Origin of the sequence: Paraflavitalea soli, from assembly GCF_003555545.1 — a bacterium.
Classification (GTDB): domain Bacteria; phylum Bacteroidota; class Bacteroidia; order Chitinophagales; family Chitinophagaceae; genus Paraflavitalea; species Paraflavitalea soli.
The window spans coordinates 8,068,080-8,082,498 of the sequence record NZ_CP032157.1 but is presented as its reverse complement, the minus strand read 5'-3'; the positions used below and the strand labels follow the sequence as shown (position 1 = coordinate 8,082,498).

At 48.7% G+C, this 14,419-nt stretch carries 15 protein-coding genes; 9 read left to right on the top strand and 6 right to left on the bottom strand.

The features are described 5' to 3' along the window. Positions 1–56 precede the first annotated feature (56 nt). The 5 genes from D3H65_RS31200 (at position 57) to D3H65_RS31180 (ending at position 5,058) form a co-directional block, all read left to right on the top strand. Complete coding sequence (locus tag D3H65_RS31200; protein ID WP_119054069.1) at positions 57–551, top strand: metallophosphoesterase family protein; 495 nt, start codon at positions 57–59, stop codon at positions 549–551. Positions 552–584: 33 nt separating this feature from the next. Continuing rightward, positions 585–776 carry a DUF5808 domain-containing protein gene (locus D3H65_RS31195; protein ID WP_119054068.1) on the top strand — a complete coding sequence of 64 codons (192 nt, stop codon included), beginning with the start codon at positions 585–587 and terminating at the stop codon, positions 774–776. A gap of 175 nt (positions 777–951) precedes the next feature. Next, positions 952–3,528: a T9SS type B sorting domain-containing protein gene (locus D3H65_RS31190; RefSeq protein WP_162915897.1), complete on the top strand. Its 2,577-nt coding sequence runs from the start codon at positions 952–954 to the stop codon at positions 3,526–3,528. 271 nt (positions 3,529–3,799) lie between these two features. Then, on the top strand, positions 3,800–4,747 hold the full coding sequence (locus D3H65_RS31185; RefSeq protein WP_119054066.1) for an EamA family transporter: 948 nt from the start codon (positions 3,800–3,802) through the stop codon (positions 4,745–4,747). After that, a complete protein-coding gene (locus D3H65_RS31180) occupies positions 4,744–5,058 on the top strand; it encodes an antibiotic biosynthesis monooxygenase (protein ID WP_119054065.1) in 315 nt (104 codons plus the stop codon). The genes D3H65_RS31185 and D3H65_RS31180 overlap by 4 nt, the downstream gene beginning before the upstream one ends. Before the next feature lie 31 nt (positions 5,059–5,089). Here D3H65_RS31180 and D3H65_RS31175 read toward each other — a convergent pair whose 3' ends face one another. After that, entirely contained in the window at positions 5,090–5,794 is a 705-nt protein-coding gene (locus D3H65_RS31175) for a LytR/AlgR family response regulator transcription factor (RefSeq protein WP_162915896.1), read from the bottom strand. Further along, a complete protein-coding gene (locus D3H65_RS31170; protein ID WP_119054063.1) occupies positions 5,791–6,822 on the bottom strand; it encodes a sensor histidine kinase in 1,032 nt (343 codons plus the stop codon). The genes D3H65_RS31175 and D3H65_RS31170 overlap by 4 nt, the downstream gene beginning before the upstream one ends. A 179-nt stretch (positions 6,823–7,001) precedes the next feature. Between D3H65_RS31170 and D3H65_RS31165 the strand changes: the two genes are divergently transcribed. Further along, on the top strand, positions 7,002–8,114 hold the full coding sequence (locus tag D3H65_RS31165) for a pyridoxal phosphate-dependent aminotransferase (protein ID WP_119054062.1): 1,113 nt from the start codon (positions 7,002–7,004) through the stop codon (positions 8,112–8,114). An 11-nt stretch (positions 8,115–8,125) separates the two neighbouring features. Beyond that, on the top strand, positions 8,126–8,551 hold the full coding sequence (locus tag D3H65_RS31160) for a nuclear transport factor 2 family protein (protein WP_119054061.1): 426 nt from the start codon (positions 8,126–8,128) through the stop codon (positions 8,549–8,551). 97 nt (positions 8,552–8,648) lie between these two features. On the opposite strand, the gene D3H65_RS31155 is transcribed toward D3H65_RS31160, so the two are convergent. Together D3H65_RS31155 and D3H65_RS31150 are read right to left on the bottom strand one after the other, a co-directional pair. Next, on the bottom strand, positions 8,649–9,365 hold the full coding sequence (locus D3H65_RS31155; RefSeq protein WP_119054060.1) for a LytR/AlgR family response regulator transcription factor: 717 nt from the start codon (positions 9,363–9,365) through the stop codon (positions 8,649–8,651). Beyond that, entirely contained in the window at positions 9,362–10,402 is a 1,041-nt protein-coding gene (locus tag D3H65_RS31150; RefSeq protein WP_119054059.1) for a sensor histidine kinase, read from the bottom strand. The genes D3H65_RS31155 and D3H65_RS31150 overlap by 4 nt, the downstream gene beginning before the upstream one ends. Before the next feature lie 182 nt (positions 10,403–10,584). Between D3H65_RS31150 and D3H65_RS31145 the strand changes: the two genes are divergently transcribed. After that, positions 10,585–11,310 carry a DUF3108 domain-containing protein gene (locus tag D3H65_RS31145; protein WP_162915895.1) on the top strand — a complete coding sequence of 242 codons (726 nt, stop codon included), beginning with the start codon at positions 10,585–10,587 and terminating at the stop codon, positions 11,308–11,310. Between the two features lie 167 nt (positions 11,311–11,477). Here D3H65_RS31145 and D3H65_RS31140 read toward each other — a convergent pair whose 3' ends face one another. Beyond that, positions 11,478–11,951, bottom strand: coding sequence for a DUF2768 family protein (locus D3H65_RS31140; protein WP_119054057.1), 474 nt, complete (start codon positions 11,949–11,951; stop codon positions 11,478–11,480). A gap of 229 nt (positions 11,952–12,180) precedes the next feature. Continuing rightward, on the bottom strand, positions 12,181–13,287 hold the full coding sequence (locus D3H65_RS31135; protein ID WP_119054056.1) for a TolB family protein: 1,107 nt from the start codon (positions 13,285–13,287) through the stop codon (positions 12,181–12,183). Between the two features lie 120 nt (positions 13,288–13,407). Between D3H65_RS31135 and D3H65_RS31130 the strand changes: the two genes are divergently transcribed. Further along, a complete protein-coding gene (locus D3H65_RS31130; protein WP_119054055.1) occupies positions 13,408–14,406 on the top strand; it encodes a tetratricopeptide repeat protein in 999 nt (332 codons plus the stop codon). Positions 14,407–14,419: the final 13 nt, after the last annotated feature.

Genomic DNA, 14,419 nt, shown 5'->3' with positions numbered 1-14,419 from the left:
CGGGATCACGCTGCTGCAGGAGACTTACTATATTTGCTGTCATATTTCATTCCTGCATGACACGTATCGGACTTATTTCAGACACACATAGTTTTCTGGACCCTGCGGTTTTTAAACATTTTGAGGCTTGTGATGAGATCTGGCATGCAGGGGATTTTGGCACCCTGGCCATTGCTAAACAATTGAGTGATTTCAAGCCGTTGAAAGGAGTGTACGGCAATATCGACGGCAATGAGATCAGTAGTGTATACCCGGAAAGTCTGCGCTGGAAGTGTGAAGAGGTAGAAGTGTACATGACGCATATCGGCGGCTACCCGCCCCGGTACAATCCTGCGGTAAAAAAAGAGCTTACTGCCCGTCCGCCCCAACTGTTCATTGCCGGCCACTCACATATCCTTAAAGTGATATACGATGACAAACTGAACTGCCTGCATATGAATCCCGGCGCCGCCGGCAGGGAAGGCTGGCACAAAATAAGAACGCTGATCACCTTTGTAATAGATGGGAAAAACATGAAAGACTGTAAGGTGATCGAACTGGGGAAAAGATAAGGGCACTTGATTTTTGTCGTACCTTAGTAAGGTATGACAGACCCGGTTGACGACAACACCCATTACCGCTGGAATACCTTCTATTTCAACAAGGAGGACAAGCGGATACTTGTTCCTAAAAGAGCGAGGTGGTTTGGCTACACCTTCAATTTTGCACAGCCTGGTACTTACCTCCTGATCGCAGTTCTGCTATTCTGTCTTTTTATGTTCTCCCGTAAAGCCTGACACTAGAAAACTTTATTGCGGGCCGGCCAACCTTCTCTTCAAAAAGTCGTATATTAAGGGTAGAAGAGACACGCAAGGATTTTACCCACCAAATCTATAGTCATTGCTGCCATCCATTGTATATACCAATGGAAACTGTTGCATGAGGAGAAGCTACTTTGCCATTCTCTTCCTTGTGACATTTTTTAACGCCCGTGCAGACCATATCACCGGCGGTGAAACCTATTATACGCTTATCAGCTCGGCCAACGGCCAATTCCGCTATCACGTTACTGTCAAGCTCTTTATGGATTGCTTCAGCAACCGGCAATTCAGCAATCCCGGTATCATAGGCATTTTCAACAAAGCTTCCGGCGCCCGTATCCAGGATGTATCGGTGCCACTCAGTCACCAGGAAACGCTGAACCTGACGGATGCAGGCCCCTGCATTACCAATCCCCCAGCTGTTTGTTACCGCGTAGGGTATTATGAATTTGACGTGACGCTGCCGGCTTCTCCTGATGGATACGTCATATCTACGCAGGTGAACTACCGGGTTAATGGCATCAGTAACCTGACAAGCGGCTACAGCAATGTGGGGGCCACCTACTGTGGTGAAATTCCCGGCACGAATGCCCATCCTGATGGGCCCAAAAACCACAGCGCCCGTTTTACAGGCAGCGACATGGTGGTTGTTTGTGCCAACAATACTTTTTCGTACAGCTTCGCTGCTTCGGATGGAGACGATGATGAGTTATTCTATTCATTTTGCGAAGCTTATGTAGGCGGCTCTATTGGCGGAGGCGGTAATGCTACCCCACCCAATCCCCCACCCTACTATTCAGTGCCCTACGGCAATGGTTATAATGGGGGCTCCCCGCTGGGCAATAAAGTAAAGATCAATTCCTCTACGGGCATGATCACGGGCATCGCGCCACCGGAAGGCACATATGTAGTAACGGTGTGTGTGCAGGAAATACGTGATCACAAGGTGATCGCCATACAACGCAAAGACCTGCAAATAAAGATCACTTCCTGTAATGTAGCTGCGGCCTCACTGCCGCCCGGGTATATGCTGTGTGATAATACGCAGACGATCAACCTGGTCAATTTCTCCAACAGCCCATTGATCAATAGTTATAACTGGGAGATCGCCACCACCGGGGGAACAACGATCTACACCTCGGCAGCACCCACCCCTTCTTTTACTTTTGCCGACACGGGCACCTACCAGGTGAAACTGGTGATCAACCGGAATGGTCAATGTGCAGACTCTTCCACCACCCTCGCCAGGGTATATCCAGGATTTGTACCCGCGTTTAGCTTCGCCGGCATTTGTGTCAATAAACCCACGAAGTTTACGGATGCCACCAGTACAAGGTATGGGCTGGTGGATGGGTGGCACTGGGATTTTGGACAACCCGGCGATCCTACGGCCACTGCTACAGATCAACACCCCACGTATACGTATTCCTCGCTGGGACTGAAAAATGTGCAACTGATCGTCACGAATACGAAAGGGTGTATCGATACGCTGGTGAAGCCGGTACAGATCGTAGACAAACCTCCCATCACGCTGGCCTTTCGTGACACGCTGATCTGTATCCCGGATGCGGTACAGTTAAAGGCTTCGGGGAGCGGTGTATTCAGCTGGACACCCGGCGTGAATATTATCAACGCCAATTCAGCCACGCCTACGGTCTCTCCCACATCCACCATGCATTACTATGTGAACCTTGATGACAACGGCTGCCTCAACCGTGATTCAGTGAAGGTGCGTGTGGTAGACCATGTAACGCTACGGGTTATGGACGATACGATCATTTGCCAGGGAGATGCCATCTTGTTGCACCTTGAGTCTGATGGCCTGCGTTATGAATGGACACCGGCACAGCAGATGCCCAATCCCTATATCGCCTTCCCCACAGCTACCACCACCTTCAATACGCTGTATAAGGTGACCGCTTTTATTGGCAGCTGCTCTGCGCTGGGAGATGTAGCGGTCACTACGGTACCCTACCCGCTGGCCAATGCGGGCCCCGATGTGATGATCTGTTATGACGCAGCGGTTCAATTGAATGGCAGCACAGATGGTAAAACAGTGCAGTGGTCACCTATCGCCAGCCTGAGCAATAGCACCATTCTTAACCCGGTGGCCAAACCTCCCGGCACTACCAATTACATCCTGGCTGCCTATGATAACAGGGGCTGTCCCAAAGCCGGCCTGGATTCTGTGCTGGTAACGGTATTGCCCGATATCCTTGCATTTGCCGGTCATGATACGGCGGCTGTGATCGGGCAACCGCTTCAACTAAAAGCCAGTGGCGGGGTACGGTACAACTGGAGTCCCGGCGAAGGTCTTTCGGCTACGGATATTCCCAATCCCATCGTCACGCATTTTACCCCCTCCAATGGCATCAATTATAAGGTAATGGTCTACAACGAAGCCAATTGTGTTGACTCTGCCTTTGTACAGGTAAAGGTCTTTAAAACACGGCCTTCTATTTTTGTGCCCAGTGCCTTCTCGCCCAACGGTGACCGGAACAATGATGTGTTCCGGTTTGTAGCAGCGGGCATGCAAAACGTAGAATATTTCAATGTCTACAACCGCTGGGGGCAGCTGGTGTATAGCACCACTTCCGGCGCCAATGGCTGGGATGGAACGATTGGCGGCAAAGCGCAGTCGGCCGGCATCTATGTCTGGGCAGTAAGAGCTACAGATTATACCGGCACGGTTTATACGCAAAAAGGGACTGTAACGCTGGTAAGGTAAAACAGCGGCGAGCTATGAGCGGCGAGCTGCGAGCAAAAAACACTTTTGTGCTGTAAACCTGGTTCTTCGCTGCATCAGCTCGAGGCTCGATCTCGTTGCTCGTAGCTTGCTTTCGATAAGCGGAGGGGCTTCCTCCACCCTTCTGAAACTGCGGTATTCAAAAAATCCGGTTTGCATAAAGTCAATACAACAGTAGTCGCTGTACTCCGGCTGGCTGATGGAACAGGTATTGCAATAGCATTCCTGTACCAGGACAGAAAAAAAGTATAGCATGAAACGTACTCAATGGACTGTAATACTGGCATTTGCCGCTATTTATATCATATGGGGCTCTACCTACCTGGCTATCCAGGTGGCAATTAAAGATATCCCCCCTTTTCTGATGTCGGCGCTGCGCTTCCTCACCGCCGGCCTATTGTTAGTGGGATGGTGTGTTTGGAAAAAACAACCGATGCCCGACAGCAAGGTAATCGGGAAAAATATGCTGTATGGTATCCTCATGTTGTTTGGCGGCACAGTATCGGTAACCTGGGCGGAGCAGTATTTGCCCAGCAGTCTGGCCGCGATCATTGTGAGTTCTCTTCCCTTTTGGTTTGTACTACTGGACAGAAAACAATGGGGCTATTATTTCTCCAATAAAAGGATCATTGTGGGGTTGCTGATCGGTTTTGCCGGTGTGGCCATCCTGTTTGGGTTTGGCCCCAGCGCTGCTGTCAGCGGCGGGACCGGTAAATACCTCGCCAGTATCCTGGTGATTATTGCAGGAGGTATCGGCTGGACCATTGGTTCGCTCTGTTCCAAGTACCGGCCGGCAGGCAACAGCCTGTTGGTGAATGCCGGTATTCAGCTATTGGCGGCCGGGGTATTCACCGGCATTGTAAGCCTGATGGCCGGAGACCACCATTCCATCGTATGGAAGGAGGTGTCTGTCAATTCCTGGCTGGCGTTGATATACCTCATCGTGATGGGCTCTATCGTAGCCTATCAATCTTACCTATTTTTATTGACCATAAGACCAGCGGCGCAGGTAAGCACCTATGAATATGTGAATCCGGTAGTGGCTTTATTGCTGGGCGCATGGATAGCCAGTGAACCGGTGAGTCATATACAGGTGATTGCGCTGGTAGTCATCCTAAGCGGTGTATTGCTGGTGAATATGCCGCAGCAGGCAGCTACATCGGATAAAAAAGTAAAACAATCTAAATCTACACTGATATGATCACCCGCATTTGGCATGGCCGCACACAAACGGAACATGCAGCTGTTTACAGGCAATATGTAATTGATACGGGCATACCGGATTACCTGGCCACACCGGGCAACCTCGGTGCACAGATCTGGCAACGCACAGAAGGCGATATTACGCATATCTGGACGGTATCATGGTGGGACAACTACGATAGCATCAAGGCTTTTGCCGGTGAGCAGATTGAAAAAGCCAGGTACTATGACGAGGATAAGCAATACCTGCTGGAATTTGAACCACAGGTGATGCATTGTGACACTTATGGATTTGTGCCGGATCATTGAATAAAAACCTGTCAGGTTTATAAGCCGCTCTTTACAGGAGTCCTTTGTTGATGCGTGACAGGAATACTTCGCGGTATTTTTCACTTACGGGGATGCGCTCTGTACCAATGTGTACATGGTTGTCCTCAATTCTGCGTATATGATCGCGGTTAACGATGTAGGATAAATGCACGCGGGAGAAATTGGCGGGCAATGTTTCTTCCAGGTCTTTCATACGCTTGTACACTACGTGCTTAGCCTCTTTGGTATGGAATACAACATAGTCCTTGAGCCCTTCCACCAACAATACATCGTCGTATTCCAGTTGAACAATGGCTTTGCCTGTTTTGAGAAATAACTTCTGCGCGCCCGGCGTAGTAATAGGCTGTCCCGCAGGGGTGGTACTCAGCTTAGCCACTTTATTAATGGCCATCAGGAACCGCTCGAAGGTGATGGGCTTGAGCAGGTAGTCGATCGCATTCTTTTCATAGCTGTCTACGGCAAATTCGGAATAGGCGGTGGTAAAAATAAAAGGCTGATCGGCAGGCAGCAGGGTGGCCAGCTGCATGCCCGACAGGTGGGGCATATTGATATCGAGGAAAATAAGGTCAGGCCGCACCTGCTTCAGGTAGTTGAGTGCTTCCAGTGCATTGTAGCATTTGTGCAGGAGTTGCAGGTAAGGAACCTGGCTGATGTATTCTTCCAACAGGTTTACAGCATACGGTTCATCATCTATGACCAGGCAGTTTATCGTCATGCTACAGGAAATTTGAGGGTGGCTGTAAAGCATTGATCGGTCTTTTCTGTAGTCAAAGTAAAATCATTTCCGTATAATAATGTCAACCGCTTGCGCAGATTGGTGAGGCCCAGTCCGCCTTTTCCATTTTTTTCGTGGTTGTAATGGCTGTTGCTGGTAATAAAATGCAGGTAACCATCCTGTTGCTCCAACCTGATCACCACGTCATTTTGCGCCACTGATTTATCGACGCCATGTTTGAAGATATTCTCCACCAGGGGGATCATCAGCATAGGGGGAATGATGAGGGAATCATTGATAGCATCCCTGTCAAATACGATGGCCGCCTGGTGCAGCATCCGTATCTGTTCCAGTTCCATATAGTTTTCGAGGAAATCTATTTCGGTGAGCAAGGGCACTCTTTCTTTGGGTGCTTCGTCAACAAAATAGCGCATGATATCGGAGAGGCGGGCCACCACTTCTGCCGTACGCTCATTTTTAGTATAAGCGAGGTAGTAGATATTGTTGAGGGTATTGAACAGGAAATGGGGCTGTACCTGTGCTTTCAACAGGTTGAGCTCAGCAGCCAGTTGCTGGTTGCGCATTTCCTCCTGCTTACGCAGCAGGTGGATATAATCAATTGAAATGCGCAGCAGGGCACCAAACATAAAGGCCAGGAAGTTGGTGATGAAGACGAAGGAAAAATGCGGCAAACCCATGGAATAAAAGGCAGCATGCATGGGTAGCAACACCTGCTGTTCTGCATACATCCTGATAATTACCAGTGCTCCCAGGAAAAGGGTGGCATAAAGGAAGTACTGTGTTTTGCGGTTGGCCTGGTAAAACCGGGGTATCAGCCAGGAGGCATTGCCATATACAGCAACCATGTAAGTAAGGGTGGCAACTGTTACAGATAGGATACCATACACAGGTTTCTCCCATTTCTGTATGGAATACAGTACGAGGAAGATATAAAAGAATCCCCACACGGCTGCCTGGATGCGCAGCAGTTTCTTGCGTAACATCGTATCTACTGATGGCACAGTCATGGTGTCAAAATACGCAAATTGCCGGAAACAAGCTTATTACCACCCACTGCTTCGACAGTAAGCCGGTTATTTTCGACGGTTAAGCAGGTGCCCGAAAGGTCGAAAAAAGAAAGCGGGCCAGCGAAGTGTTTTTGTACGGGCAGGTGACGGGATTAATATTGTTGTCCAAAACTGTTAGTATGAAAAATGCAATTGCCCGCCGCGAATGGCTGAAGCAAACCTCGATGGCGCTTGCTGCCACCGGCTTTATTCCTTCGCTGTTTCACGGCGAGAAGATGATCTACCCGCCACCGGCTGTCTCTATCCGGTTACATGCCAATGAAAATCCTTACGGCCCTTCGCCTCTCGCACGTACTGCTATGGCGGCTGCCATTGCAGGTTCCAACCGCTATCCCTGGGAACAGACGACCACGCTGCGTGAAAAGATCGGTCAGCAATACCAACTGAGCAAAGACCATGTGCTGATGGGCGCCGGCTCTTCGGAGATACTGGGACTGGTAGCCAGCTTTGCTGCTTTGCAACCCGGCAATATGATCAGCGCCACACCCACCTTCAACCTGTGGTGGACGGTGGCGCAACAACAGGGCATGCAGGTCATTGAAGTGCCGCTGACAGCCGGCAAGGAACATGACCTGCCCGCCATGCTGAGCAAGATCACGCCCGATACCAGGCTGGTATACGTATGCAATCCCAACAACCCTACGGGTACGATCGTAGCTGCCGATCGCCTCAGCAGCTTCATTATAGCAGCTTCTCAAAAGGCCCTGGTATTATTGGATGAGGCCTACCTGGAATATACAGAAGAGCCCTCTCTGGCACCCCTACTGGCCAGTAACAAGCGACTGGTGATCGCCAAAACCTTTTCCAAGATACACGGCATGGCAGGCGCCCGCATCGGGTATGCGCTGGCGCACCCCGATCTCATCCAGCAGCTTACCGCGCTGCAACCCTGGGCGAATGCAGGCCCCAGTGCGGTGTCGGTAGCCGGCGCGCTGGCATCGCTGGATGATAAAGACTTTCTGCTGACCTCGAAAAAGAACAATGCGGCAGTGCGTGGCTATACGGCGGAAGCGCTCAAAGCGGCCGGACTGCCCTTCATCCCTTCCTATACCAATTTCCTCTATTATTCGCTGCAGCAAGACAAAGGGGATTTCCTGAAGGCGCTGGCCAACAACAATATCCGTGTAGGCCGTATCGTAGAAGAAAAAGGCAAATGGGCCAGGATCAGCATCGGTACGCAGGACGATATGCTGGCGTTCGTTACAACACTCCGTAAAACTTTCACCACTTAATACCACGCACCATGAAATGTTTATTCACTACGCTATTGATGATAAGCGCCTTATTATTCACTCAACCCACTACCATGCTGGCACAAACAAGTACTGAGGAGGCCGCAGTACGAACCTGTCTCGAAAACTATATGAGCGGAGATGGCAACCGCCTGGAGAAAGCGTTTCATCCATCGGCAACTATGAAGTACATCGATTACCAGAGCGGAGAGTTTAAAGATGTACCGATCGCAGAGTTCATAGCCCGGGTAAAAAGCAATACCACCAAAACGGACCGGAAAATAGAGATCATCAGTCTGAATATAGAAGGTAATGCCGCACAGGCCAAGATCAGGATCGAAACTGCGCAGGTGATCATGAATGATTATATGAACCTGCTGAAGGTAAACGGGGAATGGAAGATCGTGAGCAAGATCTTCTCCCGGCAGAACAAGTAAGCCATGAAGGAATAGCTGTTAGCTTTTAGGAGTTAGGTTTTAGCCTTTCGCGATTGGGTTTGGCTAACTGCTAATACCTAAAAGCTAGCAGCTTCTCTTACAGTAGCCGTTTATTTACCAGTTGTAAGAATGCGTCGCGGTAAGAGGCGCTGACAGGCAATTTCATTTTACCGATGACCACCTGGTTATCGGCAATATGCTGAATGTGGTCGATATTGACAATATAGGAATTGTGGATACGGATGAAATTAGCCGGCAATTGTTCTTCCAGTTCTTTCATGCGCTTGTAGACCATCATCTTGTTATCGCTGGTTACAATATTTACGTATTCTTTGAGGGCTTCGAGGTACAACACCTTGTCATATTCCACCTTGATGAGCTGCTTGCCTGATTTCACAAAGATATATTCCGGAGCAGCAGGTGCTTCTCTGATGACTGCTTCCTGCCGGGGTTGGGTAAACAAGGATTGCGCCTTGGTAACAGCCTGCATAAAACGTTTGAAAGTAACGGGCTTCAGCAGGTAATCCACGGCATTGTATTCATATCCCTCTAAAGCATAATTGGCATAGGCAGTGCTAAAGATGATGTGCTGGTCTTTGGGCAGTAGAGCGGCCAGGTCCATGCCCGACAACTGAGGCATATTGATATCCATAAAGATCAGCTGCACCTTATCGGACTTGAGGAATTCCAACACTTCAAAAGCATCGTAGCACCTGGCCTTCAATTGCAGGAAAGGCACTTTGCGGATATAATCTTCCAGCAATTGCACGGCATTGGGCTCGTCATCCACTATCAGGCAGGTAATGGTACTCACAAGGGGATATTTAGGTATGCCAAAAAGAAACCGTCCTTCCTGTCTGTTTGCAACCGGTACTGTTGTCCATACAACAAATCCAGCCTCGACCGCAGGTTGGCCAGGCCATTGCCACCGTTCTGCATGGGCTCCAGTTCTTCAAATATCCTGTTGCGTACTTCCATTTCAAGATGGGTGGCATGGATAGTTAATTTCAAAACCAGCAGGTTCTCTTCGCTTCGTTTATTAATGCCATGCTTAAACACATTCTCCACCAAAGGTATCAATAACATGGGAGGAATATTTACACCGGCAGGTTCTCCACTTATTTCGAAGTCAATCTGCATGGGATGGCGCATGCGCATCTTCTCCAGGTGTATATAATCGCGGATAAAATCTATTTCCCTGGTGAGCAGTATTTTCTCCTTGGGGCCTTCATCCACAAAGTAGCGCATGATATTGGACAAGCGTTCCAGCAATTCCGCTGTAGTGGGCGATTCGCGCTGGGCTACAAAATAGATATTGTTGAGGGTATTGAACAGGAAATGGGGTTGCACCTGTGCTTTAAGGAGGTTAAGTTCGGCCTCGGCTGTACGCCGCTGCAATTGGGCCTGTTGTTTGCGCATGGTGAAATAATCAAAGGCCAATCGTAAGGGCAGGCTGAATAGAAAAACAAGCACATTGAGGAAGAAGACGATCATGTAAAACCTCAAGGGAACGCCTTCTTTTTTACCGGCAGCCGGCATTTCCTGCGTAAAGAAGAGGCGCTTTATCAATACTTCGGCCTGCACCAGGGACCAGGTGGCCAGGGCCAGCAATAAGAACACCATCAACACATACAGCCACTTTTTCTTCCGCCTGTAAAAATAAGGCACCAGCCACAGCACATTGACATAGATCACGGCGCCATAAAAAACAGCGTTGCAAACAGCATACACAGCCCCTTCGACCGGCGACTCACCTTCATGGAAGAAAAGCAGGAACATGAGCAGGGTAATGAAGACCCAGGCAACCACCTGTCCCTGTACAATGGAAAATCCCCGTTTGAATAATTTCATACAGTTCAAATTTAGCGGACCCTGTTGTTTCTACCCGGCTGCTTTCAACCAATAGGTGCTTTTCTTCAATGGATACACCCGTTTAATCAATACCATTATGCATTGAAAATAAAGGTGCTACAGTTGAATGGGTTTGTTGCCCTGCCGGCCACTGTTCATTTTTGTATCCTAAAATAACCATTATGGATAAGATAATCTTATTAGTCATGATTTTACTAACCACCCATATTGCCCGGTGTCAGACGGTGTTCAAAGCAGGAGATCCCTCCATCCGCTATGACCTGATCAAACCGGGTGTGACCTTGTACAAGATCGCTACCACGGATTCCAGTGGCAGGATCATGAGTGAATTTACCTGCCGGCATACGGTATCGGTCAATAGCGCCAAAGGCTGGTTAATACTCACCCAGCAGTACCAATTGCCGGATGGCCGCAGCTTGCTGGATTCCACCATTGCCCAAATCAGCTCCCTGGCACCGGTACGCATGCGGATGGTAACGACTCCGCACTTCATGAATATGAACCTTGATTTTCGTGCCGCAGAAGTACATGCAGTAGCCGATAAAGGGGGTAAAAAGACAGACACGCTCCACAAAATGGAAGAAGGTTATTTTGACTCCAACCTGCTGGATTATGTATTTGGACTGCTGCCCTATAAAAAAGGATTCCGGGTAACACTGAATACCTACACTTTTGAGCGGAATGGCATGGACCCCTGGCAGGTAGAGTATGTAGGAGAAGACATTCTTAATTCAACATGGGGGAAAGTAACCTTTTGTTATGTGGTAAAAACGGGCAATGGCAACCTGGCGCCGGATGGCATGACCTGGATAGAGAAATCAACGGGACAGGTGATCAAACGGGTAATCCCCATGGGCAAGATGTATTATGTGATCACGAAAGTATAGCCATGAGAAATAGCTATTGGCCTTTAGCTTTTAGGTATTAGCCTTTGGGCATTGGCGGTTAGCTATTAGCTGTAAAAAAATAGCTATTAGGTGTTGTTGTCAGCAATTTGCTAACAGCTAATACCTAATAGCTAACAGCTCTTTATTAATGGCTAACAGCCTTTTTATTACACGGGCATACCGGGAAACCAGGGTCTTGCTATGGCTTCGCGGAAAGGCCAGGGCACAGAAACCAGGATAATGATGAGGGCGAATAAAAAGAACCAGAAGGCCTTTTTGTGGGCTGTATAATCAACAGCCCTTTTTACTTTACCACGGCCAATGGTGATCAGCACAATGGCGATCAGCATACCGGTAATATGCTCCACAGCCCAAAAACGATAAGCACTGTTCTTCATCACTTCTCCCATACCCACACTCTGGATCAGTTTCAATCCCCAGGGACCAGCGATCCACTGGTACAAACCAATCACGAAAGTGGTGTGCGCAGCAATCATCAGGAACAGGTCTACCTTTTTATCACCGGCACTTACCAATGTCTTTTTATTCATACCGGTAAGGTGACGGAACAATGCCACCAACAATAAAATAAGGATTACCCAGCGAAGGAGATTGTGCAAATGAAGCAGACCTGTATACATATTAGACAATTTGAGGTGTAGAATTTCAAAATCCCGCCAAAGCTACAACCCAAAACTGAATAATTCTGTTTCGGGTTTCGGGTTCAGTGTTTAGCGTTGCTCCGGTGTAGCTGTACAAACAGTCATTTAATTGTTGACAGATCAATTGCCTGCCCGGGAGTTTGTGTCGACCCAGCATTTGTAAGGTGCGGCAGCAACCTAAAACACGACACACTGAACCCGAAACGGTCTATTCAACCCAATCGGCTAAAAATATATTGGTATCGCGGGTACCGCCATTGTTGCGGTTGCTGCAGAAGACAAATTTCTTTCCATTGGGGCTGAACATGGGGAAGGCATCGAATCCTTTATCCCGGCTGATCTTGTGCAGGTTGGTACCATCTTCGTTGATGGTATACAGGTTGAAGGGAAATCCTCTTTTGTATTCATGGTTAGACGCAAAGATGATGCGTTTGCTATCGGGCATAAAAGCAGGGGCCCAGTTGGCCTGTCCATAAGCAGTGACCTGGTGGGCATTGCTGCCATCGGCATTGGCTACCCACACTTCCATATTGGTAGGCGCTACGAGGTTTTCGGCCAACAGGTCTTTGTATTCTTTAACCGCCTCGGGGGTGGCAGGACGGGAAGCCCGCCAAATGATCTTTTTGCCATCGGGACTAAACCAGGCGCCGCCATCATAACCCAGGGTATTGGTGATGCGTTTTTCCTTACCCGTTTTCAGGTCCATGATATAGAGGTCGATATCTCCATCCTTTACGCTGGTATAGATCATTTTGTTGCCGTCGGGCGACAGGGTGGCTTCGGCATCATATCCTTTAGACCTGGTGAGTTGTTTAACTATTTTGCCATCCAGGTCGGCCATAAAAATATCAAAGCTGGCGTAGAGAGGCCAGATGTATTTGTTGCCATATTTGGAACGATCGGGCACCGGGGGACAATCAGGGCCGCCCAGGTGGGTAGAAGCATATATGATATGCTTGCCATCTTTGGTAAAAAAGCCGCAGGTGGTGCGTCCTTTTCCGGTGCTGACCAGTTTGTATTCAAATTTCTCCCCCCTGGCAGGAACTTTGCCGATGAACATCTGGTCGCAGGCAAGGCCTTCTTTGGCATTGGTGCGCTGGAAGATGAGGTATTTACCATCAAAGCTGAAATAGGCTTCGGCATTATCACCGCCAAAAGTTAGTTGCTGAATATTCTTAAAATGTGTTTCTTCGGGGTACTGCAAGGTATCGCCGGTGGAAGTAGCTGTAAGAGGGAGTGATGTGTAGGGCTTAAAAGCAGTGATGGCTACAAAAACCAGGATACCTGTCAGTAAAAAGGAAAGGAGTTGTTTCATTGTATTCATTTTTTAATCAAAACCTGCCATAGCAGCGGGTGCAAAGGTATTTTGGAGACGGCCCTCATTTGTCAGAATATTGTCATAAGGGACATCCCCAAAATCGGTTAGTTTTGTCATATGATACAGAGATGGAAAACCATGGGATATTGTTTGCTGGGCCTGTTGATAGCAGGTTGTAAGCAAGGCAATACGGATAAGATCGGCCAGTTATTATCAAAACCTCCTTACGCAGGATTGACAGACAGCATCAAAGCGGCTCCCCAGAATGCCGACCTGTACCTGGCCAGGGGCGTACGCCTGTCTCAAAACAACCTGCATGAGGTGGCTACGGCCGATTATGAGAAAGCCTGGCAACTGGCGCCGGCCGAAGGTACAGCACTGCAATACATTTCCAACCTGATGTTGGTTGATCAGCCGGGAACGGCGGTTAGCCTGTTAAAACAGTGTATTGAAAAGTATCCGGACAATAACAGTTTCCGCCGCCGGCTGAGTGAAGTATATGCCCAGGCAGGCGCCAATGAAGAAGCGCTGGACCAATACAACCAGTTGCTGGCCAAAGATTCCCTGGATTTTGAGACCTGGTACGAGAAAGGCAACCTGCTGGTGCAACTGCAGGATACTGCCGCCGCGCTGCAGGCGCTGGAACGGTCCTACGCATTACAACCCATCAATTATACAGGGCTTTCGCTGGCCAACCTCTATGCCAATACCAAAAGTCCCAAAACACTGGCGCTGTGCGACGCGCTGATCGCCCGTGATACTACGTATATCAATGAAGCCAGTTTCCTGAAAGGGGTTTATTATTCCGATACCAAACAATATGCAGCGGCCCTGGAGCAGTTTGAGGATTGCATCAAACGCAACTGGAAATTTACAGATGCCTATATCGAAAAGGGCATCGTGTTATATGACCAGAAACAATATGATAAAGCGATGGAAACTTTCAGGATGGCGGCTACGGTCTCCAATACGAGCGCCGATGCTTATTTCTGGATGGCCCGCTGTTACGAAGCTATTCACCAGAATGACCAGGCCTTACAGAATTATCAGCGGGCGCTTTCCCTGGATAAAAATTTGCAGGAAGCCCGTGATGCGATCAAAAGGTTGAAAGGATAATTATTTAGAACCT

What these genes read in the sequence shown, in the direction of transcription:
- D3H65_RS31200 (WP_119054069.1), top strand. Translation starts at nt 57, where the DNA reads ATGACACGTATCGGACTTATTTCAGACACACATAGTTTTCTGGACCCT.
- D3H65_RS31195 (WP_119054068.1), top strand. Translation starts at nt 585, where the DNA reads ATGACAGACCCGGTTGACGACAACACCCATTACCGCTGGAATACCTTC.
- D3H65_RS31185 (WP_119054066.1), top strand. Translation starts at nt 3,800, where the DNA reads ATGAAACGTACTCAATGGACTGTAATACTGGCATTTGCCGCTATTTAT.
- D3H65_RS31180 (WP_119054065.1), top strand. Translation starts at nt 4,744, where the DNA reads ATGATCACCCGCATTTGGCATGGCCGCACACAAACGGAACATGCAGCT.
- D3H65_RS31175 (WP_162915896.1), bottom strand. Translation starts at nt 5,794, where the DNA reads ATGACGATAAACTGCCTGGTCATAGATGATGAACCGTATGCTGTAAAC.
- D3H65_RS31170 (WP_119054063.1), bottom strand. Translation starts at nt 6,822, where the DNA reads ATGACTGTGCCATCAGTAGATACGATGTTACGCAAGAAACTGCTGCGC.
- D3H65_RS31165 (WP_119054062.1), top strand. Translation starts at nt 7,002, where the DNA reads ATGAAAAATGCAATTGCCCGCCGCGAATGGCTGAAGCAAACCTCGATG.
- D3H65_RS31160 (WP_119054061.1), top strand. Translation starts at nt 8,126, where the DNA reads ATGAAATGTTTATTCACTACGCTATTGATGATAAGCGCCTTATTATTC.
- D3H65_RS31150 (WP_119054059.1), bottom strand. Translation starts at nt 10,402, where the DNA reads ATGAAATTATTCAAACGGGGATTTTCCATTGTACAGGGACAGGTGGTT.
- D3H65_RS31145 (WP_162915895.1), top strand. Translation starts at nt 10,585, where the DNA reads ATGGATAAGATAATCTTATTAGTCATGATTTTACTAACCACCCATATT.
- D3H65_RS31140 (WP_119054057.1), bottom strand. Translation starts at nt 11,951, where the DNA reads ATGTATACAGGTCTGCTTCATTTGCACAATCTCCTTCGCTGGGTAATC.
- D3H65_RS31135 (WP_119054056.1), bottom strand. Translation starts at nt 13,287, where the DNA reads ATGAAACAACTCCTTTCCTTTTTACTGACAGGTATCCTGGTTTTTGTA.
- D3H65_RS31130 (WP_119054055.1), top strand. Translation starts at nt 13,408, where the DNA reads ATGATACAGAGATGGAAAACCATGGGATATTGTTTGCTGGGCCTGTTG.